This window comes from Pseudoflavonifractor intestinihominis, assembly GCF_040096055.1.
Classification (GTDB): domain Bacteria; phylum Bacillota; class Clostridia; order Oscillospirales; family Oscillospiraceae; genus Pseudoflavonifractor; species Pseudoflavonifractor intestinihominis.
Genome location: NZ_JBBMFK010000001.1, coordinates 109,591 through 135,303, shown reverse-complemented (window position 1 = coordinate 135,303; position 25,713 = coordinate 109,591). Strand labels below are relative to the sequence as shown.

Genomic DNA, 25,713 nt, shown 5'->3' with positions numbered 1-25,713 from the left:
CTCTGCTCCAACCGGTTGTATTTTGGCAGAAACAGCACAATCAAATTCTTTTTTATGCTGCCAAATAATTTTTCTTGCTTTTTCCGTCATCTTTTTCCCACGAAAAAAAGATGTGAAACACAGGTGTGTTTCACATCTTTGTGAAGATATTCTGCTTATTGGGGCAGTACGGCCCAGCTGTAGGGCAGGTCTCCGATGGGGGCCTGGTCCAGGATGACCACCAGGTTCTCCTCCGGGTTCTCCATGCCCGCCTCCCGCAGGGCGGGGTAGTAGTCCGCCGGGTCGCCGCCGTCCAGCTTCACATAGAGCCGGTCCGCCGCGGCGCACAGGCCGGACAGAGTCTGGCCGCTGAGGGGATTGCTCCCCTGCGCCAGGGTGGTCTTGTCGGTAACAATGGACAGCAGCGGCGCGTTCTCCCCGGTGCCGATGGCCTGGCGCACCTGCTGATAGAAGGCGTCCACCGTCTGGCTGAAGGTGTCCGGGTTGTACCGGTCCCCGGTGAGGATCAGGGACAGGTCGCCCTCGGTGGGGAAGGCGGCGTAGTCCAGGATGATCTCGTCAAAGCCCAGGCCGGCCAGCTCGCTGCACACGCCGGCCAGATAGGCCCGCACGTCGGCGTTCTCCGGGGTCATCCAGCGGATCTCCCCGGGGCCCCGCCAGTTGCCGATGCTGGTGCGCAGGGCCAGCTGGTTGTTCTGGTAGGGGGCGGTGTTGTCCCGGAAGCAGGACACATAGGCCGCCGTGTCCATGGCGGAGCACAGAGCGGTCAGATCCCCGTTGCGGGCGGTATCCGCCGAAGAGGCCCCCACGGACTGGGCCACCGTCTGGGCGGAGGTGTACCCCAGCAGGCCGTCGATGCCCTTCATGGTCAGGATGGGGGCGGCGTCGCTGCCGCCGGTATAGGCCGTCAGGTCCAGTCCTCCCGCCGCGTACAGATTCTGCACGCCGCCGCCGGCGATCAGGCTGTCGGGCAGGGCCACCGCCCGGGTGTACACCGGTTCGGGCTCCGGCGAGGGCGTGGGCTCCGGCGTGGGCGAGGGAGAGACCACCACGATGGACGGGGTCTCCTCGGTCTCGCTGGGCGGCGGGGATTCCTCCTCCCGGTTCAGGAAGGGCAGGTCAAAGTAGATGCCCCCGGTGGAGGAGACCACCATATACCGCTGGAGGAAGAAAAAGGTCCCCACCAGCAGCACCAGCACCACGGCCAGCACGGCGATCACGAACTTCAAAAAGGTACGGAGCTTGGACTTGCCCCGGTAGGCCCCGTATCCGTAGTGATTCCTTCTTCTCATGGAAATGTCCGTCCTTTCCCGGTCAGCTCAGTTCTGCCGGTTCCATAATACCCCGTGTGCAGGTATCATATCACATGCCGGGAAAAAAAGCATCCCCTTTTGGTCTCAGGAGTCTCCGCACTGGGTCAGGGCCTGGTCCAGTTTTTCCAGCGCGGTGAGGACCATCTCTCTGTCCTGGGGCTCCATGGTGTTGAGCACCGTGGCAAAATAGCCCGAAACATCGGTTTTGGCCTTCTGCCGCAGGTCCTGATACTTCTCCGTGGCGGTGACATAGATCACCCGGCGGTCGGTCTCAGACCGCTCCCGGCGGGCCAGCTCCAGCTTCTCCAGCCGGTCCACGATGCCCGAGACGGTGGAGTTGGCGCTGCCGGTCCGCTCGGCCAGGGCACTGATGGGCATGGGTCCGTCCTCTCCCAGCACGGTCAGCACCAGGGCCTGAGGGAAGGTCAGGTTCAGGCGGCCGAAATGGCTGCGAAAATGCTGGGACATATGCTGCGTCACCCGCAGGTAGCTCATTAAAATATCATTGGATTCCTTCATCCGCGTCCGTTCCTTTCTTCCGGCAGGCGGACCCGCCGGATACTTCGCTTCGCGCACGAAAAAAGCATACCCCCGGGCTTCCGCTTTGTCAATGAACACGGAAAAAGGTTCATCGTTTGTTTACACATATGTCACATTTATTAAAGATTTCCCCCTCAAGGGCAAAAAAAGTGCCGTGCTGTCTTTCGCTCACGTCCAGTCCTTCCACACGTCGGGGCAGTACCCCACGGTGGCCTGGCGGCCGTTGCGCACCACGGGGGTGCGGATGAGTCTGGGGTTGTCCAGCAGCTTCTCCAGCTTGTCCCCCTCCCCAGCCAGGTAGCGGAGGATGGCCGCGTCCGGGTTGTCCCAGTCCACCAGGTTCTCCAGCCCAACCGCGTTCTTCACGCTCTGGAGCTCCCCGCGGCTCATGCCGAACTTCACCAGGTCCACCGCCTGGAACTTGATCCGCCGCTCCTTGAAGTACCGCTCCGCCTTCTTGGTGTCAAAGCACTTGGACTTGCCGAAAATCTGGATATTCACCCTTATTCTCCTCCAATATACACGAATCTGGGGCCGGAGTACCCGTCCCGCTCCACATGCTCGCTCCACATGGCCGCCGGGCGCACCCACATGCCCCCCTCGCCGTACAGGGGCTGGTAGACCACCATCAGCTCCTCCGTCTCCGAATGGCGGGCGGTGAAAAACACCCGGTACTCCCTGCCCTTGAAATGCCGGTAACGGCCCGGCCTGATCTCCTCCATGGTCCCCTCTCCTCTCTCCGGGCCAGGCCCGGACTGCTGAAAACAGGATACTTGATTTTGGCCGAAAAAGAAAGTCCCTTTTGGAATTTCCCCTGCCGCCGGAGATGCGCTCCCCCTGTCCTTCCCCTGCGGCCATGCACGCCGCACGCGGACATACCTTTATATATAAAAGGAGCGCGGAAACCCACCGGCGGCGAATGGGGGCGAAAAGTTTCTGTATACTTTTCCCCATCCGTGTGGTATACTAAACCACAGGATGCTCCCCTCCGGGGTCGAGCGTATGCGATTTGGCTTTATGTGCGCTGTGCGCACCTGAGATAAGGCAAAGACACGGATATACAGCACCGGCGGCGAATGGCCGCCCCTTTTTCCGGCGAGGCAGGGCCGAAAAGAGCGGGCGGAATCGCCTTGTTTTGGTGCGCTCATGTGTCTGTTACATCCCTTTCAATCTTGGAATACAACACAAATTAAGGAGTGCAATCAACCTATTATGGCAGAAAAACTGAAAATTATCTCCCTGGGCGGTCTGAACGAGATCGGCAAGAACGTCACCGTCTACGAGTACGGCGGGGATATCATCGTCATCGACGTGGGCATGGGCTTCCCCGATGACGACATGTACGGCATTGACGTGGTCATCCCCGACTTCACCTATCTCATCAAGAACAAGGACAAGATCAGGGGCATCTTCCTGACCCACGGCCACGAGGACCACATCGGCTCCATCCCCTACCTGCTGCGGGACGTGCAGGCCCCCATCTACGCCACCCGGATGACCGCCGGACTGGTGAAGCTGAAGCTGGAGGAACACCGCCTGCTGGACAAGACCAAGCTCATCACCTGTGAGGCGGGCGAGACGGTGAAGGCGGGCAAGTTCTCGGTGGAGTTCATCCATGTGAACCACTCCATCGCCGACGCCTGCGGCTTTGCCATCAAGTGCCCGGTGGGCGTGTGCGTCCACACCGGCGACTTCAAGATCGACCCCACCCCCGTGTCCGGCGGCATGATCGACCTGACCCGTCTGGGCCAGCTGGGCAAGGAGGGCGTCCTGGCCCTGCTGGCCGACTCTACCAACGTGGAGCGCCCCGGCTTCACCAAGAGCGAGCGGAGCGTGGGTGCCTCCTTTGACGCCCTGTTCCGGGGCTGCGAGGAGCGGATCATCGTCACCACCTTCGCCTCCAACGTGGACCGGATGCAGCAGATCATCTCGGTGGCCGCCAAGTACGGCCGGAAGGTGGCCGTCACCGGCCGCAGCATGGAGAACGCCATCAAAGTCTCCACCGAGCTGGGGTATATGAACATCCCCGCCGGCGTGCTGGTGGACGTGAACCACCTCAAGAGCCTGCCCAAGAACAAGGTGTGCATCATCACCACCGGCAGCCAGGGCGAGACCATGTCCGCCCTGACCCGTATGGCCTTCTCCACCCACCGGCAGGTGGACATCCAGGCCGGCGACCGGGTCATCATCTCGGCCTCCGCCATCCCGGGCAACGAGAACGCCATCGGCAGCGTCATCAACGAGCTCTACCGCAAGGGCGCCGAGGTGGTCAACGAGCGGGAGGCTCCCCTCCACGTCTCCGGCCACGCCTGCCAGGGCGACCTGAAGATCATCCACGCCCTGGTCAAGCCCAAGTTCTTCGTCCCCGTCCACGGCGAGCAGCGGATGCTCAAGACCCACGCCAAGCTGGCCCGTGAGATGGGCATGGACCCCAACAACATCCTCATCAGCGACATCGGCAAGGTGATGGAGTTCACCCGCACCAGCGCCCGCATCAACGGCACCGTGCCCGCCGGGCGGGTGTTCGTGGACGGCTACGGCGTGGGCGACGTGGGCGCCGTGGTCCTGCGGGACCGGAAGCACCTGGCCGAAGACGGCATGATCGTGGTGGTGGCCACCATGTCCGCCGAGGACGGCGCCCTGCTCTCCGGCCCGGACATCATCACCCGGGGCTTTGTGTACGTCAAGGAGTCCGAGGGCCTGATGGAGGAGCTCAAGCGGGTGGCCACCGAGGCCATCGAGGCGTGCCAGGACCAGCGCCTCAAGGACTGGTCCGCCATCAAGACCCAGATCAAGAACGATCTGTCCGCCTTCCTCTACAAAAAGACCAAGCGCAATCCCATGATCCTGCCTGTCATCATGGATGTGTGATACAGCGAACAAAAAAGGCGTCTGTCCGTTGGACAGACGCCTTTTTTCATTTCTTCTTGGGCAGCTTGTGCTTGGTGCCGTCGGGCTCCACAATGTAGGTGTTCTCCAGCTGGGCCGTCAGGTTCTTCCGAAAGGCGGCCACGTACTCCTGCCGGAGGGCTGCACGCTCGGTAATCTCCTCCGGGGTGAGGCCCTCGGGTGTCCTGGATTTTCTGGCCAGCTCATTGATGCGGTCGATCTTTGCCTGTTCCATCAGAGATATCGCTCCAATTCTATCATGATACGGCCCTTTTTCGACAGGCCGCCCACGGTCTTCACCGCGGCTTTTCCCATGCCCCGGCAGGAGATCACATCCCCCTGGGCCACGGTCCGGTCCGGCTTGGTGCACTCCCGGTGGTTGAGCTGCACCCGGCCGGAGGAGATCAGGTCCGCCGCCTTGGACCGGGGCAGGGAGAAGGCGGAGGCCGCCACCGCGTCCAGCCGCAGGGTGGCCACCGTGTCCCGGATCAGTTTGACCTCCACCTTGGGGGGCGTCAGCTCCGACAGGGCCACCGGGGCCACCTTGAGCCGGGTGCGTCCGGCGCTCTCCAGGTGGAGCAGGAGGAAGTCCTCGATCTCCTTGAGCAGCAGCACGTCGCACACGCCGGGGGACACCAGCAGGTCCCCCACCTTTTCCCGGTCCAGGCCCAGGCCCAGGATGGAGCCCAGGAAGTCCCGGTGAGTCAGCCCCGCGTCCTCAGGGAAGGTGCACCGCAGGGCGGAGATGGGGCAGTCCTCCCCCGCCAGCCAGTCCTCCGGGGCCTGCCAGTCGGGGAGAAAGACGCAGATGGTCCGCTCCGCCCCCTCAAAGCCCCCGAAGAACAGGTGGGACGGGTGGCCGCTGGCGTTGATGAGCATCTCCACCGACGCTCTCTCCTGGGGGGAGAGAAAGGCCGTGTGGGCGGGGATGTTCCGCCGCCCGGCCAGCTCCAGCTTGTCCATGGTGCGGGCCAGGAGCAGCCGCTCCTCCCCGTCCCGGGCAAGCCGGGTCAGAAGTTTCGTTTTGTTCATGGTTCCTCCCGATATGGGAATTTTACTGGTCCAGCTCGTACCGCTCCATCAGCCTGACCTCCAGGTCCAGATACTCCCCGTTCCGGTATACCCGGAAGGTGAGCACATCCCCGGCCTGAAAGCCCTCCTTGATGGCGTTGATGTCGTCCACGGAGGTGACGGTCTGGCCGTTGCACTCCGTGATCACGTCGCCGGAGCGCATGCCCTGCTTCTCCGCGTCCGAACCGGCGGTGACGCTCTGGACGTATACGCCCTCCACCAGGCCGTTGGCCGCGGCCCGCTGGGCATCCATGGTGGAGCCCAGGATGCCCAGGGTGGGATAGCCCCGGACGTGGCCGTAGGCGATAAGCTCATCCACAATGGCCTTGACGGTGCTGGTGGGGATGGCAAAGCCCAGGCCCTCCACCGAGCCGGAGTAGCTGGTCATCTTCATGTTGGTGATGCCCACCACCTGGCCCCGGTCGTTGAGCAGAGCGCCGCCTGAGTTGCCCGAGTTGAGGGCGGCGGTGGTCTGGATGAGGGTCATGGTGTTGCCGTCCACGTTCACATCCCGGCTGATGGCGGAGATGATGCCGTCGGTCATGGTGCCCCGCAGCTCCTCCCCCAGGGGGTTGCCGATGGCCAGAGCCGGGTCGCCCACCTGGAGCTGGTCGGAGTCGCCGAACTCCGCCGGGGTCAGGTCCTGGGCGTCGATCTTCAGCACGGCCAGGTCGTTGGTCTGGTCGCCGCCCACCAGCAGGGCCTGGTGGACGCTGTCGTCCAGAAGCACTACCTCCACCTGGTAGGAGCCCTGGATCACGTGGTAATTGGTAATGATGTACCCGTCCGCCGTCATGACCACGCCGGTGCCGGTGGCGCCGCCGCCGGTCTGGTAGGCCCGGATACTGACAATGGCGGCGATGTTCCGGTCATAGATCTCCTGGTAGGTCAGGACCTGATCGGGCAGTCCCGCCACGGTCAGGGTGACGCCGGTGCCGGTCGGGGCCCGCTCCAGGTCTGTGGTCCCGGCGGAGTCCGAGGCGGTGGGGATGGGGATGAGGGTATAGTTGCCGCCGCCGCTCTCCACCGTGGTCTCTCCGCTCTCGCCGCTCTGGGCCAGCATCCAGCTCAGGGCCAGGGTCAGGCCGGTCAGCGCCACGATGAGCACCAGGAAAACGGCGAAGATCCAGGGCGCCTTCCGGCTGCCCCGGCGCTTCTTCTCCTCCGGCGGGGGCACCTCAAAGGGGATGACCGTGTAACGGGGTGTGCCGGTCCGTCCCGGACCGCCGCCGGCAGGGGCGGTGGTGTAGTAATCGGTGCGCATAGGTGACCTCCCTGGATGGTTTCGATCTGCTCCCCTCACGCCAGCGTCAGCGTGAAGGTGAACTCCGTCACGCCGTTTTCGCTGGTGACGGTGATGTTTTCCTTGTGGTTGTTGAGAATGGTCTTGACGATATACAGCCCCAGGCCCACGCCGTCCCGGTCCTCGCTGCGGGACTTGTCACTCTTGTGGAAGCGGTCAAAGAGCAGGGGCAGCTCCTCGGCGGGGATGGTGTCCCCCACGTTGCGCACCGACACATGGGCCTTGCCGCCCTTGGTGGTGATGGAGATGGTGATGACCCCCTTCTCCTGGGAGAACTTGATGGCGTTGTCCAGCAGGTTGTAGCACACCTGGGTGATGCCGTCCGGGTCGCCCCACACCATGACCGGCTCCTCGGGCAGGTTGGTGGCCACGTCCAGGCCGGACTGGTTGATCTTGGTCTCCAGGCTCAGCAGCACCCGGACCATCAGCTCGGAGATGTCGAACTGCTCCTGGGCGGTCACGTTCTCCGCCGACTGGAGGCGGCTCAGGTCCAGCATCCGCCGCACCAGACGGGACAGCCGCCTGGTCTCGGAGGAGATGGTGCGCAGGGCTTCCTGTTCCTTCTCCGGGGGAATGGTGCCGTCCAGAATGCCGTCGGCGAAGCCGGCGATGGTGGTCATGGGGGTCTTGAGTTCGTGGGACACGTTGGCCACGAACTCGCTGCGCTTGGCCTCCGACTGGGCCAGGGACTCGGCCATGGCGTTGAAGGCCTCGGCCAGCTCCCCCACCTCGTCCTTCCGGTTGCCCACCTCCACGCGGGTCTCAAACTCCCCGTGGCCGAACTTGCGGGCCGCCTCCGCCATCTCCTTGAGGGGCTTGGTCTGCCGCAGGGAGGTGACCGAGGTGGTGATGAAGGCGATGCACAGCACCACGATGGCGGTGAAGAAAAAGATCTGGGCAAAGGCCCGCCACATCTCGGTGATGTTCTCGGTCTCCGCCGCCACAAAGACCATGCCGGTCTGGACGTTCTGGCCCAGCAGGCCGGTCTTGTAGATGGGGCACCCGGCCACAAACCGCTTCTCCGTGAACAGGCCGTTGAGGGTGGTCATGGAGCCGTAGGCCCCGTCCTTCACCGCCTGGCTGACCATGTCGGCGGACAGGGTCTGGCCGATGAAGGCCCCCTCGGTCTGGCCGTCGGAGGAGTAGACAATCTGGCCGATCCGGTCCGGCGTGGTCTCGCAGAGGATCACGTAGGCGTCGGCCAGCTGGGCCAGGTTGGAGGTGTACTGCCGGTAGGCAGAGTCGTAGATGGTGGTGGAGTAACGGGATTCCGAGAGATAGGACCCGGTGAATTCCGCGATATAGGCCGCGTTTTTCTCCATGGTGTCCTGTTTTTCCCGGACCGTGTACTGGTAGGAAAGGGTGATGAATGCAGCGCCCAGCAGGGCAAAGGAGATGAGGATCATCCCGGCCATAATGGCAAACTGGCGCTTATACAGGCTCTTCGTGCCGTTCTCCTCCTTTCTGAGGGCGCACTGCCGCCGGGCCGCGTCTGGCTCCGGACCGGTACAGGCTATGGTTTCTGCGGGGTGGGCGGGGCGTCAGCCGGAACACTCAGCTGTTCACGACCTCAAACTTGTAGCCCACGCCCCATACAGTTTTCAGACTCCACTGATCGCTGACGCCCTCCAGCTTCTCCCGCAGGCGCTTGATGTGGACATCCACGGTGCGGGAGTCTCCGAAGTAGTCAAAGCCCCACACCTCGTCCAGCAGCTGGTTGCGGGTGAACACCCGGTTGGGGGAGGCGGCCAGGTGGTAGAGCAGCTCCAGCTCCTTGGGGGGCGTATCCACCCGCTTGCCGTCCACCAGCAACTCGTAGGAGTCCAGATTGATGACCAGCTTGTCAAAGGTCAGCTTCTTCTCCCCGTTCCCCTCCTCCTCCGCGCCGAAGCGGCGGAGCACGGCGTGGATGCGGGCCAGCACTTCCTTCATCTCAAAGGGCTTGACGACATAGTCGTCCGCGCCCCCCTCCAGGCCGTGGACTTTGTCCTCGGTCTCGCCCTTGGCCGTGAGCATGATGACAGGGGTCTTGTCGCTCTCCCGGATCTTCTTGAGCACGGACCAGCCGTCCATCACGGGCAGCATGATGTCCAGCAGCACCAGGTCGGGGTGGAAGGAGCGGAACAGCTCCACGCCCTTTCCTCCGTCCGGCGCCACAGCGGTCTCGTAGCCCTCTTTCTCCAGGTACAGGTGGAGCAGCTCGGCAATGTTGGCCTCGTCCTCCACGATGAGTACCTTCTGCGCCATTTCCGTACACCATCCTTCCGCGGCCGGGACCCGCCCCGGCCATATGATTACTGTAATAACATTATAGACATTTTTCACCCCATGGGGTGAATTTTTTGTAAAGACTGGCCGGGTCAGTCGGGCTCCTGGGTGTAGGCCCGGTCGATCTGGATGACGGCAAAGCTGTTGGGGTCGGCGGAGCGGATCTTTTTCTCGATCTCGCGCCGGACCTCCTCGTCGGTGCGCTTCACGCTGTAGGGCACCACCACGTCAAAGATCAGGTTCCGGTGCCGGGGACCGCTGGTCATGCGGAAGTCGTGAATGGTCATGGCCGGGTCCACCTGGCGCACCAGGTCCAGCACCATCTGCCGGGCCTTGCTGATGGTGGCGTCCCCGGTGACGATGGGGTCCATGTGGATGCTGGCCTCAATATGGTATTTGGCCTTCAGCTCCCGCTCGATGGCGTCGATCTCGTCGTGGACCTCCATGATGTCCGACCCGGCGGGCACCTCAGCGTGGAGGGACATCATGGACCGGCCGGGGCCGTAGTCGTGGATGATCATGTCGTGGATGCCCAACACCTGGGGGTGGGCCAGAACGGTCTTTTCAATGTCCCGCACCAGCTCCGGGTCGGGGCTCTGGCCCAGGAGGGGGTTCAGGGTGTCCTGGGCGGCGCCCCAGCCCGCCCGGAGGATAAAGGCGGCCACCAGGATGCCCGCCCAGGCGTCGATGTTCACGCCGGTGAACTTGCCGATCAGGCTGCTGAGGAGCACGGCGGAGGTGGCCACCGCATCGGAGAGGGAGTCGGTGGCGGTGGCAGCCATGGCGGCGGAGCCGATACGGCGGGACAGGCTGCGGTTGAAATAGCTCATCCACAGCTTGACGCAGATGGCGGCGGCCAGGATGCCCGCGGACAGCCAGGAGAAGTCCACCGGCTCCGGGTGGATGATCTTCTCCACCGAGCTCTTGGCCAGCTCCAGGCCCACCAGCAGGATGACCACCGACACGGCCAGGCCGGACAGGTACTCGATGCGCCCGTGGCCGAAGGGGTGGTCGTCGTCGGCCTGCTTGCCCGCCATGCGGAAGCCCACCAGGGTCACCACCGACGAGCCCGCGTCGGTCAGGTTGTTGAAGGCGTCCGCCGTAATGGCGATGGAGCCGGTGAGCACGCCGGCGATCATCTTGCCTGCCGACAGCAGCAGGTTGAGAAAAATACCCACAGCGCCGGACAGGGTGCCGTACCGCTGCCGCACCTGGGGGTCCTGCACGTTGCCGCAGTCCTTAATAAAGGTCTTTACCAACAGATCGATCATAATCCCGCACCTCGGAACCAAGCACTTCAAATTTTACGCCCGCAGAGGCCGTGCCTCTTTTGCGGGCGTCTGCACAGCAAAACAGCCCGTCTCACCGGGCTGGCCTGGCATATTATCCCACGCCTGGCCGGGCCCGTCAAGAGGCGCCGCCGGACAGCAGCCCCCAGGCCACCAGCACCAGCTGGAGGATCAGGATGGCGGGCAGACCGTACCGGAAGTACCAGTGTCTGGTCTTGTGGCGGAAGAAGAACATGCCGATCACGCCCCCCAGGGCGCCGCCCAGCAGCGCCACGATAAAAAAGGTGCGCTCCCGCACCCGCCAGCCGTCCCGCCGGGCCCGGCGCTTGTCAAAGCCCATCAGGCAGAAGTCCAGCAGGCTCATGATACCGGCCCAGCCCCCGATCCAGGGCCAGAACCGCAGCAGAAATTCTCTCAATGCACTTCCTCCAGCCACACGAAGCCGCCCAGGTCCCGGGCGGTGTCATACCACAGCTTCAGGTCGATGGGAAAGGTCTTCCCGCTGTCCACAACGGTGACCAGGGTCCCCCGGTCCCCCTCCTCCAGAGCGGAGAGGAGCACCCAGTGCCACTTGTCCAGGGCCGCCACCGCCCCGTTGTCCAGATTGAGGAAGGCCACGGGGCAGTCGGCCGCCAATCCCGCCCGGATAAAGGCCACACAGCGGTCAAAGCCGGGCCGGCCTTCACCGGCGGGCACCTCCAGCGCCCGGGGGAGCAGCTCCACGCCCCTGGCCGCACAGAACCGGGCCACTCCGCCGGTGTACATCTCCACCCGGTTGAGCCCGTGGTCTCCGGGGGTGACGTACTCCCATACCTGGTCCATATAGCCCACAAAGGTCCCCTGCTCCCTCCCTTCCAGCGGGCACAGCGCCGCCAGAGACGGCCGCTGTGCGGCCAGATAGGCCATCTGCACCGACGCGGTGGTGGGACCGCATCCCGCCCGCTGCCGCCAGGGCAGGCTGTACCAGTCCTGGTCTGCGCCGTGGGAGCGGACGCCGTCCTGACGGCGGATGTCCATGGCCTGGGGGTGGGACAGGGAGAGTATGTGTTTCAAATCATGTCAACCTCTGTTCCTGATCCGGCCTGCGCTCGGGCCGTTTGTTTCCTATCATTATAGCGTATTCCGGGCCAAATAGGAACCAGCCCCCGGCCCTTTTGAAAAAATTTCAGGCGGGGCCTCCATCTCAAGGCATGCCCCTGATATGCGCAGGCGGGGCCTCCACGATTGGAGGCCCCGCCTGCGGGGTTCATTTATAAGGATGGGGGGAGGGCTTACTTCTCCTCTTCCTTCTTGCGGGAGATGGCGATGGACAGGCCGGCCGCGGCCATGGAGGCCATCAGGGCCAGCACGCCCAGGGTCCAGCGGTTCTCCACCTGGCCGGCCACGCTGCCGGTCTGGGGCAGGTTGCCGGTGGGCGTCTCGCCGTCGGGGATGTTGGTCTCGCCGGAGCCGTCGTCCCCGCCGGGCACGTCGGGCAGGTCGCCGGTGGGCGTGTCGTCGTCGGGAATGTCGGTCTGGCCGCCGTCGTCCCCACCGGGCACGTCGGGCAGGTCGCCGGTGGGCGTGTCATCGTCGGGGATGTCGGTGCTGTCGGCCACGTAGTACACGTTCACGGTCTTATTGCTGTTGAGCACACCGGTCAGGCTGTCGCCCTCGGTGCCGTCGTAGGTGTAGCCGTCGATGGCGATGGCGTTCTGCTCGCTCACGTCATACGCGCTGCCCTCGATGTGGCTGGGGCTGGTGTAGCTCTGGGCGATCTTGCTGCCGTCGGCCCGGTCCAGGTAGTTGACGGTGACGTGATAGTACATGTAGCCGGGGTTGTAGGGCACTTCGTAGTCGTAGTGGACCTCCACCACGTTCTTGGCGGTGTCGTCGCTGATGGTGATGTAGGTCACCACGCCGTCCTCATAGTCGGCGGGACGCATGGCGTTGACCCAGTCCTCACCCTCGGTGTAGCCCAGATACTGGGAGACCAGCTCCTGGGTGAGGGTGGTGCCGTAGGGCGCCTTGCCGGTGACGGTCAGGCCCTCGGCGGGCTCGATCTCCTGGTTGGTGTAGTCATTGAAGTACTTGACGGTGAACTCGTACTCATCGGCGGTGTAGTACACGTTGATGATAACGGTCTGGGTGCCGGAGATGGTGCCGGTCAGGCTGTCGGCGTCGATGCGGGTGTACATCTGGTGGGCGTCGTCAAAGGCGGCCACATCCGCGGTCACGTCGTAGGCGTCGTTCTCCTTGTAGGCCTTGATCTCCATGTCCAGAGGCGCGATCACGTTGTACGCGCCGCTCTCGTCCTTGGTGCCGTCGGTGAGCAGGTAGTTGATGTTCACATAGGCGGCGGCCTTGGGACCGTAGGTGTAGGTGATGGTGATGGTCTGCACCCTGTCGCTGTTGATGGCGGCGTTGCCGGCCTGGTCGAAGGTCACGCTGTCGGCGGCCTCGGTATTGACCGTCCAGCCCACCAGCTTGAAGTCCTGAGGGATCTTGTCCGCGCTCAGGGGAGCGGCGGCGCTCTCAGCGTCCACGTCGTACTGGTTGGTGCTGGTCTCCATGGTCTCGCCGGTGGCCTGGCTCACGTGATTGACCACCACGGTGTAGTCGGAGCGCTCCCACTGGGCGGTGTAGGTGGCGCCGCCGGTGACGGTCTCCGCCACCTCGGGCTGCCAGCCGGCAAACTCCCAGGTATCCTCGCCGGTGGTCTCGCCCCGGAAGGCGGGGGTATCATCGCCGTAGTGGAGGTCGGAGTAGCTCTGCTCGTCAAAGGTGCCGTGGTCGCCGGGCTTGTAGACCACGGTGTAGTCGATGTAGGAGAAGGTGCCGTGGATGTCCACGTTCTCGGCGGGCATGGTGGTGAGGGTCTTGTCCCAGCCGCTGAAGGTCATGCCGCTGGGGGCGCTGGGGGCGGGCCGCATGGTGACGGCGTCGCCGTAGTAGTAGTTCTCCACCTCGCCGTACTGCGTGCCGTCCACGTAGTAGGTCACGTTGTAGAGCACCTTCTTGGTGGTCAGGGAGACGGTGGCGTCCGCGCTCAGGTTGGTCAGATCCACCTGGCTGAGGGCATGGTCCACGCTGTTGACGGTGACGGAGACCAGCTCATAGCCGGGGTTCAGGGTCCAGCTGACGGTGACGTCGCTGCCCTTCTCATAGGTGCCCTGGCCGCGGTGGTGGAGGCCACGCCCTCATCGCCGTTGACGGTGACGACGTACTCATACCGGTCATAATACAGGGTGATGGTCTGTCCCACGCTGCCGTCCAGGGTGATGGACTTGTCGCTGGCAGCGGCGTTGAACACGTAGAGCTTGCCGTTGTAGTTGGGCTTTGCCTCCACATCGGCGGCGTAGACCACGCTGCTGTGGGTGCCGGTGGCGGGCACATCCAGATAGCCGTCCACAGTCACATTCTCGGCGTCGCCGGTGAGGGTGCGGTAGACGTATCTGACCGTGTAGTCCACGGAGCCGAAGGTCTGCCGCTCATAGCGGAAGGTGAGGGTGGCGCTCTCATTGTAGCTCAGCGCGGCGGTGGACTGGGTGGCCTCGCCCACCAGAGCATAGCCGTCCCCGTAGGCGGCAGGGGCCGTGTGGCTCTGTACGCCCAGGGCCACATACTCGGCGTCCTTGATGGTAACGGTGTCGGTTAGCTCGTACGCTCCGCCGTTGTGGGAGGTGTACAGCTCATACACCACGGTGAGCTTAGGCATCTCCTTCCACTGGGCCACATAGGTCACGTCGCCGGTGACGGTGGCGGTCACCTCAGGGGACCAGCCGTCGAACACCCAGTTGTCCGCGCCGGTGGGGGTTCCGTTAAAGGCGGGGGTGGGGTCGCCGGCGTAGAGGCCGGAGGTGATCTGATGCTTAAAGGTGCCGCACTTGCCGGGATCATAGGTCACAGTGTAGGTGGGCAGGGGCTCATAGGTACGGATGATGGTCACGCCGCCCTCGGGCAGGGTTCCGGAATAGGCGGCGCCGGTGGTGGCGATGTCGTCGCCCACGAACTGATAGCGCACGCCGCCATAGGTGGTGATCTCCGTGTAATCCTCGGCAGCGCTCACATCGTAGGACTGGCCCACCAGGCCGGAGTCGCTGATGGCGGTCTGGAGGTCATTGCCGTTCCGGTCCTGGAACAGGACGATGGCGGTGGACTTGTCGTTGGGGGTGTAGGTCAGATAGACGGTCACATCCCTGGCGCCGAAGGTGCCGCTGGTGTAGGCGGAGAGTTCGGGGCTGTACGTATACCCGGCAGGGCCGGCAGGCGCGGTGACTTCATAGGAATCGCCGATGTGGTAGATGTGCTCCTCGGTGTAGTCCACAAAGCCCTCGTCCTCGTGGGTGCTGTCATCGGTAAACACGTACTTCACATGGAGCTGGTAGTCGATGGGACTGGTGGTGACCTCCACGCTGTGGGCGGCATCCAGGCCGTTGAAGGAGATGGTGCCGTCGGCAGAAGAGCTCTCACCGTCCACCTTGACGCTGGCCACCTCATAACCCAGGTTGGCCTTCCAGTCCACCTTCACGTCCTCGCCGGCGTCATAGACGGCGGTGTCGGGGGTGATGGTACCGTTTTCGTCGATCCAGGTGGTGACGGTGTAGCGGTCCCGGACGTAGGTGATGGTGATGGTCTGCTTGCTGTTCTTGTCCAGCGTGATGTCGCCGGAGCGGCTCGTCTCGGTGTAGGTATACACGCCGTTGACAGGCTTGGCGGTGATGGTGTCCGCGTCGATGACCTGGTCGTGCTTGCCCGCGATGGGGCCGTCGGTGAGCGTGTCCTCAGGCGTATCGGCAATTACGCCGTCGGTGCGGACGTAGTACTCATGTACCACCTCATACTCCGCGGAGCTGGTCACGCTGCGCTCGTACCGCAGGGTGATGACGGTGCTCAGACCGTCGGTCTGGGTGTCGGTGGCCTCGGCGTTCAGGGTGTAGGTCTGGCCGTTGCCCTCCCAGGTCTGCTTTTCAGAGGCCACATAGTCCTGGTAGTCGCCATAGGTCAGGGACTTGAGAGTAACAGACTCAGTGTTGTCCTGATTGTAACCCTCGTTGTCGGTGTTGGTGTAGAAATTGGCCACCACGGTGTAGTAGGGCAGGGCCTTCCAGGAGCCGGTGAAGGTCACGTCACTGTTGACGGTGAACTTGCCATCGGAGACGGCGGCGTCATCGGTGGTCCAGCCGGAGAACTCATAGCCGGGCAGGACGGGGGCGGCCTCCACGTCAAGCACGGTGCCCTCGGGATAGGTCTGGCTGTCAGGCGCGGTGGGCGCGCCCTGCGGCACATCGCCGGTGTACTGGTAGGTCACGGTGTAGGAGTTCTGGAGCTTGTAGTACCGCACCAGGGTGTGCTCTCCGGTGGTGGCGGCAATATTGGCCTCCGTGTCGCTGTACTCCCGGTCGCCGTCCAGCGCGCTGCTCACATAGAACCAGGTCTGGTTGGTGCCCTGGGGGACGCTCTCGGCGGGCAGGTTCACGTCAAAGACAGGCTCGCCGTAGTCGGTGATGGTGGTGATGGTCCGGTCGGCGGGCAGCACGCTGATGGGCGCGCCGGTCTCCACGTCCCGGTACTCCACGGTCATGGTGCCCACCTCATAGCTGGCCTTGGGCAGGGGGAAGTCGGCGTTGATGGGGCCGTTCTCGCTGTTGCTGACCTTGTACTGAAGCTCCGCGTCGCCGTTGAGGGGCACACCGGTATGTACGCCGGCGGTCTTGGCGCTGTCCTTCAGCTTGACGGTGTAGGTCAGGGTGACGATGTCATTGTTCCGGTCCAGCTGAGTTTCGCCGGGATACCAGGTGATCAGGTCGCTGTACTCGTTCAGGACGCCGTCGGTAATGCCCGACGCCTGGGCGCTGCCCTTCACCACGGAGAAGTTGTCCCCCATGGGGTCCCAGATCATGGCGGTGATGTCGGTGGAGATGTCCTCCATGGCCTCGCCCAGCTCGGTATCGTCGCTGGCCAGCAGGGCGTGGTCCGCATCCGTGGCCAGATTGTTGAAGCTGCTGCTGGAGAAGGTGAAGCCCACGGTGTAGATAATGCCGCCGTCATTCTTGAAGTTGGTGGCGGTCCGGTTGGGATAGCCGTCGTCGGAGTCACCGTCGGCCACGACCACCAGCACCTGGCGGGCGGAGCTGCTCTTAAACTGGTCAACGCCCAGCGTCACGCCGGCGGACAGGTCGGTACCGCCCACAGCTGTCAGGCTGTCCAGCTGGCTCTCCGAGATCACCTTGGCGCTACTATTCTTTCTGACGCCATTTCCGTATCCATCGGAAGAGAAGATCACAAAGTTAGCTGTCAGTTTGCCGCCCAGCTGCGCTCTCAGGGTGTCCACCATGTTCTTGATGGCGGAGACGGCGATTTCAAGCCGGGACTGGGCCTTGCCGCTCTTCACCAGGCTGCAGGGCTCGCCGCCGGAGACATTGGCGTTCCAGCCGGTGGAAATATGGACATGCTCTTCCTTGCCGCAGGTGTAGCAGCTGCTGTTGTGGGTGTGCTCTTCCTTGTTGCAAATCAGCTGCCCCCACCAGTTGTAGCAGTCCCTGCCATGTGTGTGCTCCTCCAGGCCGCAGCCGATGCAGCTGCTGTCGTGGGTGTGCTCCTCGGCGCACCATGCCATGGAGCCGGATACGTCCAGGACAAAGGTGACCTCAAGGGGCTGCTGTTCGATCTGGATGTCGTTCACTTTGGCCGACAGGGTGACCTGCCACTCGTCGGCGGCGGTGCGCTCAGCGTTCTTGCTGAGGACCACCTTGGCGTTGGATTGGCTGGTAGGGGTGCCGTCCGTGGCGTAATACTTGCTCTCTGGACTCAGGAGTTCTCCCCCCGCGGCCAGTACGCTCATGGGCAGCAGGCCCACTACCATGGCTGCGGTGAGCAGGGATGCCAGGATTCTCTTCGTTTTCTTTGCCAACATTTTCATTCTCCTCTCATTGAGAATAGAAGTGCGGCGGTCGGACGGGCGTGGCGGAGGGGACTCCGCTTTAGCCTCCTGACTTTGCGTCCCGGTTTTTCAGCCGGTTTGCCATTTGTCGGTTCCATAGAGCTCTTCCCATCCCCTGCGGGAAATGGGAGCGGGATTGTCCCCGCATGGATCTGCGCTTCTTTCCTCTTCTGCTGGGTGTGAGCGTTATTTTCTTCTGTTTTCCTCCCCGCTTTCTTCTTGGTTATCTCCGGCACTGAGGACGCTGTCCATCAGTCGTATCAGTTCCAGCGCACTGCGAAAGGTCTCCTGTTTGCGCCCGTCTGTCCACGCAACAGTTCCCTGCCAGGTCGCGTTCTGTGTATTGCGGATCTGAACCAAAAATGTCTCACCGCCGTTTGTCTTCATCGCATGCACGCTCCTTTGCACTGCCTCTCTCCTGCACTTACACGGATTATTATACATGGCCGTGGTTACATTTCGGTCACATCTGATTTTTTTCTCTCCCGGCATCACCGTTTTTTATACCGTTTTTCCTCTTCTGTTTTCTGTAAACCCGGCGCTCTGTCAGGATCGGCGGTTTTTCTTTACCTGTGAAAAACCAGGCGGCGGTCCATCGGGACCGCCGCCTGGCGCCGTTATCCTATATTACGGAAGCTATGGCCTCTCCGCTCAGGCGTTTCTCCGGCTCTTGCGGAACAGGATCAGCGCCAGTCCGGCCGCCGCCAGAGCGGCGGACAGGGCCATGGCGCCCAGGGCCACGCGGGCCGCGGAGACCTGCGCCTGGGTACCGGTCTGAGGCAGGTTGCCGGTGGGTGTCTCGCCGTCGGGGATGTTGGTCTCGCTGCCGGTGCCGGTGTCGCCGGTGCCGGTATTGCCCGTGTCGCCGGTGCCGGGCAGATCGGTGGTGGGGGTGTTGTCGTCGGGGATGTCGGTCTGGCCGCCGTCGCCGCCGGGTACGTCGGGCAGGTCAGTGGTGGGCGTGTCGTCGTCGGGGATGTCGGTGCCGTCGGCCACGTAGTACACATTCACGGTCTTGTTGCTGTTGAGCACGCCGGTCAGGCTGTCGCCCTCGGTGCCGTCGTAGGTGTAGCCGTCGATGGCGATGGCGTCCTGCTCGCTCACGTCATATGCGCTGCCCTCGATGTGGCTGGGGCTGGTGTAGCTCTGGGCAATCTTGCTGCCGTCGGCCCGGTCCAGGTAGTTGACGGTGACATGGTAGTACATATAGCCGGGGGTGGGAGGAGGCGTGACGGAGCCGCCGTCGGCGGTCCACTTGGCGGTGTAGACAGCGCTGGCGGTGACGGTGGCGGGCCACTCGGTCACCTTGCTGCCGCTCTCGTCATACCAGCCGTCGAAGGTGTAGCCGCTGTTGGCCGCGGTGGTGGGGACGGCGGGGAACGCCGCGCCCTCGGTGTAGGTGCCGCTCACATTGGTGGTGCCCCCGTTGATGGTGCCGCCCGCCTCAGTCTTGAAGGTCACGGTGTAAGTAGTGGGCTGGGGATCGGTGCCGCCGTCCTTGGTCCAGGTGCCCACCAGGTACACGTCGTAGTCGGGCATGGTGAACTTGCCGCCGGAGATGGTCACCAGGTCGCAGCTCCAGCCGGAGAAGGTGTAGCCCTCAGCGGTGGGTGCGGCGGCCACGGTCACCTGGGTGCCCGCGGTGTAGGACGCGCTGGCGGGGGCGGCATATCCCTGGGGCACGTCGCCCACACAGATGTAGTTCACGGTATAGGTAGCGGGCTGGGGATCGGTGCCGCCGTTCTGAGTCCACTGGGCGTACAGGCTCATGTTGGCGGTCATGACGATCTTGTCGCCGGCCTTGTAGGAGTCGCCGCTGCCGTCGGGGTTGGTATTCCAGCCGGCAAAGGTATAGCCGGGCAGGGAGGGCTCCCCGCTGATGACAACGGCGGTCTCGCCGCTCTCATACAGCTCGGAGGCAAAGCTCACGTAGGTGTTGTTGTCCTTGTAGTAGTACTGGAGCACGTAGGTCTGGGGGACGGGCTTCTCCTCCTCCCACACGGCGTACAGGCTCTCGTTGGCGGTCATCACCAGCTTGTCGCCGGCCTTGTAGGTGATGCCGGTGCCGTCGGGGTTGGTGTTCCACCCCACCAGGGTGTAGCCGGGCATGGTGGGCGCACCGCTGATGATGACGGCGGTCTCGCCGCTCTCATACAGCTCGGAGGCAAAGCTCACGTAGGTGTTGTTCACCTTGTAGTAGTACTGGAGCACATAGGTCTGGGAGGTGGGCTTGGACTCCTTCCACACCGCGTAGAGAGTCACGTCGCCGCCCTGGGAGGGGATGGCGAAGGTGCTGTCCGGGGCGGAGGCGTTCTTGTCGGTGGACCAGCCCAGGAAGTCATAGCCGTCCCGGGTCAGGCCGTCGCCGCTCTTGGGGGTGAAGGTCTGGCCGGCCATGTAGCCCGCCTCGTCGGTCACAGTGCCGGTGCCGCCGTTGGCGTCATAGGTCACGTGGTAGAGCTGGACCTTGTCCAGGAGCTTGCCGTCCAGGTGCCAGACGTACTCGCCGCTGTCCACATAGTTGTCGGCGCCGTCGGCCACCCGGAGCATGTACCACTCCACGTCGGCCAGGTTCAGCCAGCTGTTGGCCGCAAAGCGCTCCATGCCGGTCAGGGAGACGGCGGAGCCGTACTGGCTGTAGTAGTTGTCGCCGGCCACCACAGAGGTGGGATCAGGCAGCTCCATCTGGATCTTGCCCACGGTGAAGTAGCCGTGGTCGTTGGGGGTGCCCTGGCCCTCCTTGCCGTCCACATACACATAGACGTTCTGGATGCTCAGCTCGGGCTCTCCGGGCTGGGTGGAGCCGGCGTCCTTCAGCTCAATCTCGTAGAAGCCGCTTGCAGCCTTCTCATAGAACAGGGCCTGAAGCTCCTCGCCGCTGAAGCGCAGGGTCTTCCGGGTGCAGCCGTTGTCCAGATACAGCTCAAGGGCGGTCATGTCCCCGGGCTGCTTGTCCTCCAGGCCGCTCACCGCAGTCCAGTAGATATTGGGCACTCCGTTCCACTTCAGCTCCCGGCTGTCGTCGCCGAAGAACAGGGTGGCCCCGTGGATATCGCGGTAGCCGTATTCCTTCTCGCCCTTCACCATATCCTTCAGCGCCTTGGCCGTGATATGGTACTCAAAGGTCAGGTCTCCGTCATAGGTCCCATTGGGGGTCTCCACAGCGGCCAGGGCCCCGATGGACAGGGCGCTCACCACCATACAGAACACCATGAGAAGGGCCAGGGCCTTCTTGCTCATTCTTGCCAACATGCTCATTCTCCTTCCTCGCTTTGCGCGGGCAGTTGTAAGTATGCGGCAGCCGGACGGACGTGGCGGCGCTCCCCCACCGCTTTAGCCTCCAGGCTTTGCGTCCCGGCCTTTCAGCCGGTTTGCCCTTTTCTTGCCGGATTCCGCCGGATTTTTCCGCTTCTTTCCGCGAAAAAATCCCGTCTCGTCCGGCGCTGTACCCACTCTACCACCGCAAGGTTACATTTCGGGTTATATTTTGAAAAAGTATATTTTTTCACTTCCCTTTTTCCGTCCGGCCTCTTTTGGGCAGGAGGCTGTTTTTTTACGAAAAAAATTCCCGATAAAATAGAAAAAAGACTCTTCCAGCCTTTTCAATCCTGTGCTATAATAGGAACAGTCTGGATTCTGCCCATTGTTTTTTCCCGGAAATATTACCGACGAAAGCAGGTGCCTGTCATGAGCGATTCCGCTGGTATCAAAAACGTAAAAGTCACTATGTTGGGCGGTTTTTCCATCGCTGTGGACGGTCACGTGCTGACAGACGAGGCAAATCGCTCCCAAAAGCTCTGGAACGTGCTCTCCTACCTGCTGGTCCACCGGGACCGGAACGTGCCCCAGAGCGAATTCATCGAGCAGTTCTGGCCGGGTGAGAACAGCGCCAACCCGGTCAACGCCCTCAAGACCCTGCTCTACCGGGTGCGGGCCATGCTGGAGCCCCTGTTCGGCTCGGAGGTGGAGCCCATCCTCTCCCGCCGGGGGTCCTACTCCTGGAATCCGGACATTTCCTGTACCCTGGACATCGACGAGTTCGAGGCCCTGTGCCACAAGGCCAACGACGGCCGCCTGTCCGACGAGAGCCGCCTGTCCCTCTACCGCCAGGCCGAGCAGCTCTACCGGGGGGACTTTCTGCCCAAGCTGGAGGGCTCCCTGTGGATCATCCCCTACTCGGTGGAATACCACAACCTCTACCTCCAGATGATCAAGGACTACGCCGCCCTGCTGGAGAAAAAGGAGCTCTTTGAGGAGATGACCGAGGTCTGCACCCGGGCCAGCCATCTGGACTCCCTGGATGAGAACCTGCACATCCTCATCGTCCGCTCCCTGCTGCGCCAGGGCAACGACACCGCCGCCCTGGCCCACTACGAGTCGGCCACCGACCTGCTCTACCGCAACCTGGGCGTGCGCCCCTCCCAGGAGCTGCGGGAGCTGTACAACGAGATCATGAGCGTGGAGAAGTCGCTGGAGACCGACCTGGAGTCCATCCAGGACGACCTGCGGGAGGCCGCCGCCCGCCCCGGGGCCTTTGTCTGCGAGTACGGTTTCTTCCGGGAGGCCTACCGGCTGGAGGCCCGCCGGGCCGCCCGCAGCGGCACTTCGGTCCACATCGCCCTCATCACCGTCTCCCTGCCCGACGGGGGCGTGCCGCCCCTGAGCGTGCTGGCCGCCACCATGGATCAGCTCCAGGAGGTGCTCACCGGCAGCCTGCGCCGGGGCGACGTGGTGTCCAAATACTCGGGCGCCCAGTTCGTGGTGATGCTGCCCGCCGCCAACTTTGAGAACAGCACCATGGTCATGGAGCGCGTGGTCTCCGCCTTCTACCGGCAGCACCGGCGGAACTTCCTCAAGCTCTCCTACAAGATCCGGGCGCTGGACTGACCCCTATCCACATATTTCAGAACATTTCCAGGTACATCTGCCATGAAAAGACATCCCATCGGCGCCGTCATCGCGGCGGCGGCCGCCGTCGTGCTGCTGATTGCAGCGGCGGCGCTGTTCCTCTGGGGCAGAGAGCCCCAGTACGAGATCGTGGCGCCCTCCACAGCGCCGGTGATCTCCTCCACCCCCACGCCCTCCCCCACGGCGGAGGACTCCGAGACCCCGTCTCCCACCCCCACGGCCCCCGTCTATAAGGCGGTCCTGGAGGAGCCGGAGGACGGCCTGCCCACCGACAAGGTCTTTGTCACCGACACCCGCAAGAGCTACCAGAGCGGCGACCTGCGGCTCATCATCCCCAAGCTGGAAGTGGATGAGCCCATCCTGAACGGCGTGGACGAGCAGACCCTGCTCCAGGGCGAGGGCCTGTACGACTACGCCCAGCTCCCCGGCGAGGGCCGGTCCAACACCTCCATCGCCGGGCACCGCAACTGGATCCGGGGCGGCAAGATCACCCTGGACCAGCCCTTCTCCTACCTGGACACCCTGGGGGAGGGGGATTGCCTCTACCTGGTGTACGGGGAGAACATCTACCAGTACCTCTTTGAATACCAGGAGGTGGTGGAGCCCGACGACTGGGGCCCCATCTACAAGACCGACCACTCCTGCGTCACCCTGACCACCTGCACCCCCGTGGGCGTCTCCGACCACCGGCTCATCGTCCGGGGCGCCCTGGTGGACATCATTCCGTTGTCTGACGACTATGCTTATCCCGCCAACGCGGAAGAGGAGGCTTCACTCAATCCATGAAATTCTTCAAGTCCATGAAAAAGACCACCCGGATCATCTGCGCCGTGCTGGCCATCGTGCTGGTGGCGGGGGTGGCCATCCCCCTGCTGGCCCAGGCCGGCGTCATCCCCCACAAGGAGGCCGTCCAGAGCGGCGTCACCGTGTATAAGAACGGCAAGGCCACCGTGGATGCGTCCAACCTGGCCCTGGGCTTTGTGTCCGTGTCCTACACCGGCGGCAAGGACGTGCGCATCAAGGTCCAGATCACCAAAACCGGCGGCACCACCTACACCTACAATCTGAACAACAAGGGCACCGCCGAGACCTTCCCCCTCACCGAGGGCGACGGCAAGTACACTGTGAAGGTGTTTGAGAACACCACGGGCACCAAGTACGCCCAGGCCTACTCCTGCCCCCTGACCCTGAAGCTGACCAGCGAGTTCTCCCCCTTCCTGTACGCCAACCAGTACGTCAACTTCACCGACGACTCCAAGGTGGTGGCCAAGGCCGCCGAGCTGACCAAGGGTCTGACCACCGACCTGGACAAGGTGACCGAGATCTACCACTACGTCATCAACAACATCACCTACGACTACCAGCTGGCCGCCACCGTGGCCTCCGGCTACCTGCCCGACGTGGACAAGGTGCTGGAGAGCGGCAAGGGCATCTGCTTCGACTACGCCGCCGTCATGGCCTCCATGCTCCGCAGCCAGAATATCCCCTGCAAGCTGATCGTGGGCTATGCGGGCACCGTGTATCACGCCTGGATCAATGTGTACATCGAGGGCGTGGGCTGGGTGGACCACCTGATCTACTTCAACGGTGAGGACTGGTCCATGCTGGACCCCACCTTTGTCTCCAACGGCAAGAACAACCCCGCCGTGCTCCAGTACGTGGGCGACGGCACCAACTACACCGAGAAATACGCCTATTGATCCCTCTGCCCTGAGTCAGCGCTGCCGCGCGGGCTCAGGGCATGCGCCATTCCATCCGTCTCAGGCGGCAGGCCGCCTGGGTCATTTCCATCCGGAGGTGTTGCCCCATGGCAAAGCAACGGAGTACCGCACCCCTCAGCGCGGACGCGCTGTCGGTGTTCTGCTATCAGCTCTCCCTGATGATGCACGCCGGCATCGGCTCTGAGGAGGGCGTGGAGGTGCTGGCCGAGGACGCCGCCGACCCCGGCAGCAAGGCCCTGCTGACCGCTCTCCACGCCGACCTGCTGGACGGCGCGCCCCTGTCCCAGGCACTCAGCGCCAGCGGCGCCTTCCCCGGGTACATGGTGCGCATGGTGGAGATCGGCCAGGCCGCCGGCCGGCTGGACCAGGTCCTCTCCGCCCTGGCCGCCTACTACCGCCGGGAGTCGGAGACAGCGTCGGCCATCCGCCGGGCCGTCCTCTACCCCGCCGTTATGGCAGTGCTGGTGGCGGCGGTGTTCCTGGTGCTCATGACCCGGGTGCTCCCTGTGTTCCAGCAGGTGTTCCGGCAGCTGGGCCTGACTCTGTCCCCCGCCGCCCAGGCCCTGATGACCGCCGGCGCAGCCGGGCAGTATGTCGGCGGCGTGCTGGTGGCGCTGCTGGCCGTGGGCGCGGTGGTTCTGCTGGTGCTGTCCCGGCGGCAGAGCGCGGGGGCCCAGCCCATGGAGGCCCGCCTGCTGGGAAAGGGCAGGGCTGCCAAAGCGGTGGACCGGAGCCGCTTCGCCGCCGCCATGGCCCTCATGCTCTCCAGCGGCCTGCCCCTGGACGAGGCCATGGAGCGCACCGTCCACCTGCTGGAGGGCTCTGCCCTCTCCCCCGCCCTGAAGGACTGCCAGTCCCGCATGGAGCAGGGGGAGGACTTCTATAAGGCCGTCACCGCCTGCGGGCTGCTGGACGGCCTCCAGGCCGGGCTGCTGGGCGCCGGGTTCCGCTCCGGCGTGCCCGAGCAGGCCATGGAGGAGCTGGCCTCCCGCTGCCAGGAGGAGGCCGACGAGCGGCTGTCCTCCCTGCTGTCCCGGCTGGAGTTTGCCCTGGTGCTGCTGCTGTGCGTGGCCGTGGGCCTGGTGCTCCTGTCGGTCATGCTGCCCCTGCTGGGCGTGCTGACCGCCATCGGCTGACCGATCTCATCGTGAAAGGGGGTCTCCGCCATGGGCGGCAGACGTGCCTCATTCCTGCGGCGGGTCCTGCCCGCCGCCGTGTTCCTCATCGCCCTGGCGGCGGCCGGGCTGCTGTTCACCAGGGTCATCAGCGTCCGCACCGACGCGGAGGTCCTCGCCCTGGCCGAGGAGAGCGTCCGGCGGGCGGCGGTGGAGTGCTACGCCCTGGAGGGCTTCTACCCCAGGAGCCTGGACTACCTGGTGGAACACTACGGCGTCACCGCCGGCGACGACCGGTACATGGTCTCCTACCAGTACGTGGCCTCCAACCTGATGCCAGACATCACGGTGCTGGCCCTGGGAGAATAGGCTTT

Annotated in this window: 22 protein-coding genes and 2 riboswitches; of the genes, 6 read left to right on the top strand and 16 right to left on the bottom strand. The window is 63.7% G+C overall.

Annotated elements, in window-relative coordinates; genetic code table 11:
- Positions 1-155 precede the first annotated feature (155 nt).
- From WMO64_RS00655 to WMO64_RS00640, 4 genes are all read right to left on the bottom strand, one after another.
- Complete coding sequence (locus WMO64_RS00655; RefSeq protein WP_349230667.1) at positions 156-1,292, bottom strand: putative glycoside hydrolase; 1,137 nt, start codon at positions 1,290-1,292, stop codon at positions 156-158.
- 105 nt (positions 1,293-1,397) lie between these two features.
- Entirely contained in the window at positions 1,398-1,832 is a 435-nt protein-coding gene (locus tag WMO64_RS00650) for a MarR family winged helix-turn-helix transcriptional regulator (protein ID WP_294518716.1), read from the bottom strand.
- A gap of 189 nt (positions 1,833-2,021) precedes the next feature.
- Complete coding sequence (locus tag WMO64_RS00645; RefSeq protein WP_294518719.1) at positions 2,022-2,354, bottom strand: arsenate reductase family protein; 333 nt, start codon at positions 2,352-2,354, stop codon at positions 2,022-2,024.
- A 2-nt stretch (positions 2,355-2,356) separates the two neighbouring features.
- Positions 2,357-2,575, bottom strand: a complete 219-nt coding sequence (locus WMO64_RS00640) for a DUF1653 domain-containing protein (protein WP_294518722.1) — start codon at positions 2,573-2,575, stop codon at positions 2,357-2,359.
- A 490-nt stretch (positions 2,576-3,065) separates the two neighbouring features.
- Between WMO64_RS00640 and WMO64_RS00635 the strand changes: the two genes are divergently transcribed.
- Positions 3,066-4,724, top strand: coding sequence for a ribonuclease J (locus WMO64_RS00635; RefSeq protein WP_294518726.1), 1,659 nt, complete (start codon positions 3,066-3,068; stop codon positions 4,722-4,724).
- 46 nt (positions 4,725-4,770) lie between these two features.
- On the opposite strand, the gene WMO64_RS00630 is transcribed toward WMO64_RS00635, so the two are convergent.
- The 12 genes from WMO64_RS00630 to WMO64_RS00575 all read right to left on the bottom strand — a co-directional run bounded on the left by WMO64_RS00630 (position 4,771) and on the right by WMO64_RS00575 (position 20,847).
- Complete coding sequence (locus WMO64_RS00630) at positions 4,771-4,977, bottom strand: DUF896 domain-containing protein (protein ID WP_349230666.1); 207 nt, start codon at positions 4,975-4,977, stop codon at positions 4,771-4,773.
- Complete coding sequence (locus tag WMO64_RS00625) at positions 4,977-5,774, bottom strand: YlmH family RNA-binding protein (RefSeq protein ID WP_349230665.1); 798 nt, start codon at positions 5,772-5,774, stop codon at positions 4,977-4,979. The genes WMO64_RS00630 and WMO64_RS00625 overlap by 1 nt, the downstream gene beginning before the upstream one ends.
- A 22-nt stretch (positions 5,775-5,796) precedes the next feature.
- Positions 5,797-7,077, bottom strand: a complete 1,281-nt coding sequence (locus WMO64_RS00620; protein ID WP_349230664.1) for a S1C family serine protease — start codon at positions 7,075-7,077, stop codon at positions 5,797-5,799.
- A gap of 35 nt (positions 7,078-7,112) precedes the next feature.
- Positions 7,113-8,531, bottom strand: a complete 1,419-nt coding sequence (locus WMO64_RS00615) for a HAMP domain-containing sensor histidine kinase (protein ID WP_294518738.1) — start codon at positions 8,529-8,531, stop codon at positions 7,113-7,115.
- A gap of 139 nt (positions 8,532-8,670) precedes the next feature.
- Positions 8,671-9,363 carry a response regulator transcription factor gene (locus WMO64_RS00610; RefSeq protein WP_349230663.1) on the bottom strand — a complete coding sequence of 231 codons (693 nt, stop codon included), beginning with the start codon at positions 9,361-9,363 and terminating at the stop codon, positions 8,671-8,673.
- Positions 9,364-9,476: 113 nt separating this feature from the next.
- On the bottom strand, positions 9,477-10,655 hold the full coding sequence (locus WMO64_RS00605) for a cation diffusion facilitator family transporter (protein ID WP_349230662.1): 1,179 nt from the start codon (positions 10,653-10,655) through the stop codon (positions 9,477-9,479).
- Between the two features lie 136 nt (positions 10,656-10,791).
- Positions 10,792-11,091, bottom strand: coding sequence for a DUF1294 domain-containing protein (locus tag WMO64_RS00600; protein WP_349230661.1), 300 nt, complete (start codon positions 11,089-11,091; stop codon positions 10,792-10,794).
- A complete protein-coding gene (locus WMO64_RS00595; protein WP_349230660.1) occupies positions 11,088-11,726 on the bottom strand; it encodes a hypothetical protein in 639 nt (212 codons plus the stop codon). Before WMO64_RS00595 ends, WMO64_RS00600 begins: the two co-directional genes overlap by 4 nt.
- Positions 11,727-11,944: 218 nt before the next feature.
- The gene (locus WMO64_RS00590; RefSeq protein ID WP_349230659.1) at positions 11,945-13,741 is read right to left on the bottom strand and encodes a hypothetical protein; all 1,797 of its coding nucleotides are present in this window, start codon (positions 13,739-13,741) and stop codon (positions 11,945-11,947) included.
- A gap of 38 nt (positions 13,742-13,779) precedes the next feature.
- Complete coding sequence (locus WMO64_RS00585) at positions 13,780-17,568, bottom strand: VWA domain-containing protein (protein ID WP_349230658.1); 3,789 nt, start codon at positions 17,566-17,568, stop codon at positions 13,780-13,782.
- Positions 17,569-17,597: 29 nt separating this feature from the next.
- Positions 17,598-17,688: riboswitch (cyclic di-GMP riboswitch) on the bottom strand.
- Positions 17,689-17,781: 93 nt separating this feature from the next.
- The gene (locus WMO64_RS00580) at positions 17,782-17,982 is read right to left on the bottom strand and encodes a hypothetical protein (RefSeq protein ID WP_294518757.1); all 201 of its coding nucleotides are present in this window, start codon (positions 17,980-17,982) and stop codon (positions 17,782-17,784) included.
- Positions 17,983-18,246: 264 nt separating this feature from the next.
- On the bottom strand, positions 18,247-20,847 hold the full coding sequence (locus WMO64_RS00575; RefSeq protein WP_349230657.1) for an InlB B-repeat-containing protein: 2,601 nt from the start codon (positions 20,845-20,847) through the stop codon (positions 18,247-18,249).
- A 41-nt stretch (positions 20,848-20,888) separates the two neighbouring features.
- Positions 20,889-20,981: riboswitch (cyclic di-GMP riboswitch) on the bottom strand.
- A 301-nt stretch (positions 20,982-21,282) separates the two neighbouring features.
- Between WMO64_RS00575 and WMO64_RS00570 the strand changes: the two genes are divergently transcribed.
- The 5 genes from WMO64_RS00570 (at position 21,283) to WMO64_RS00550 (ending at position 25,708) form a co-directional block, all read left to right on the top strand.
- Positions 21,283-22,482 (top strand): AfsR/SARP family transcriptional regulator, encoded by a 1,200-nt coding sequence (locus tag WMO64_RS00570; RefSeq protein WP_349230656.1) that lies wholly within the window; start codon positions 21,283-21,285, stop codon positions 22,480-22,482.
- A gap of 42 nt (positions 22,483-22,524) precedes the next feature.
- Entirely contained in the window at positions 22,525-23,289 is a 765-nt protein-coding gene (locus WMO64_RS00565) for a sortase (protein ID WP_349230655.1), read from the top strand.
- Positions 23,286-24,203 (top strand): transglutaminase-like domain-containing protein, encoded by a 918-nt coding sequence (locus tag WMO64_RS00560; protein ID WP_349230654.1) that lies wholly within the window; start codon positions 23,286-23,288, stop codon positions 24,201-24,203. Before WMO64_RS00565 ends, WMO64_RS00560 begins: the two co-directional genes overlap by 4 nt.
- Positions 24,204-24,310: 107 nt before the next feature.
- Positions 24,311-25,360: a type II secretion system F family protein gene (locus WMO64_RS00555; RefSeq protein ID WP_349230653.1), complete on the top strand. Its 1,050-nt coding sequence runs from the start codon at positions 24,311-24,313 to the stop codon at positions 25,358-25,360.
- A 30-nt stretch (positions 25,361-25,390) separates the two neighbouring features.
- Positions 25,391-25,708 (top strand): hypothetical protein, encoded by a 318-nt coding sequence (locus WMO64_RS00550; RefSeq protein ID WP_294518775.1) that lies wholly within the window; start codon positions 25,391-25,393, stop codon positions 25,706-25,708.
- The last annotated feature ends 5 nt before the right edge of the window (positions 25,709-25,713 follow it).